Source organism: Campylobacter sp. RM16189, from assembly GCF_012978815.1.
Classification (GTDB): Bacteria; Campylobacterota; Campylobacteria; order Campylobacterales; family Campylobacteraceae; genus Campylobacter_A.
This window is the reverse complement of sequence record NZ_LIWR01000030.1, coordinates 1-793: the sequence shown is the minus strand read 5'-3', so window position 1 is coordinate 793 and position 793 is coordinate 1. Positions and strand designations below refer to the sequence as shown.

General features: G+C 36.1%; 1 protein-coding gene. It reads left to right on the top strand.

The window, feature by feature from the left end:
- Positions 1-76: 76 nt before the first annotated feature.
- Entirely contained in the window at positions 77-781 is a 705-nt protein-coding gene (locus tag CDOM16189_RS08010; RefSeq protein WP_169974019.1) for a metallophosphoesterase, read from the top strand.
- Positions 782-793 lie beyond the last annotated feature (12 nt).

Below are 793 nucleotides of genomic sequence, written 5' to 3'. Positions count from 1 at the left end.
GCCGATAAGAAACTAAGTGCTAACGACACAATAGCTAATAGAGAGATAAAGATAAGAGATATATTAAGGGCAAATAATGAGCGATAAGTTAAGAATGGAATATATCGATGAAGATAGATATAAAAGAATATTTGTGTTTGGAGATCTACATGGCTCACTTCATCTATTCGATGAGATGATAAAAAAGATATCATTAAGAAAGGATGATTTAGTAGTCATCCTTGGAGATAGCTGTGATAGAGGCAAGGACTCAATAGGGCTATATATAAAATATACCGAGATGATAAAAGAAGGATATAGTATAAAGCATATAAGGGGCAATCACGAGGATATGTTTTTGAAAGGATATTTCTATGATGAGAATTGGCCTTATGATTTATGGTGGGAGAATGGAGGTAGAAAGGTACTTGTTGAGCTAACAAAGAAAGGCTATGAGAGAGAGGATATAAAATTCATCCGTGAGTACATAGAGGGTACGCCTCATCTCATAAGCTCAAAGAGCTATCTATTTGTGCATGCTGGATATGATTGTGAAATAGATGAAAAAGAGCAAGACCCTGAATGTCTGATGTGGGATCGAAGTAATTTCTGGCTAGCAAACAATACCGGTAAAGAGATATACTACGGGCATACTCCAAGCAGGGATAATAAGATAAAAGTAAGAGAGAATGGCTGCTACGGTATGGATGTGGGGGCTGTGTTTTTCGATAATTTATCGATAATGGAGGTAAAGACAAAAGAGGTAATAGATTTAGGGAGAGAGATAATGGAGAAGCGTTAAGAAATTTGTGAT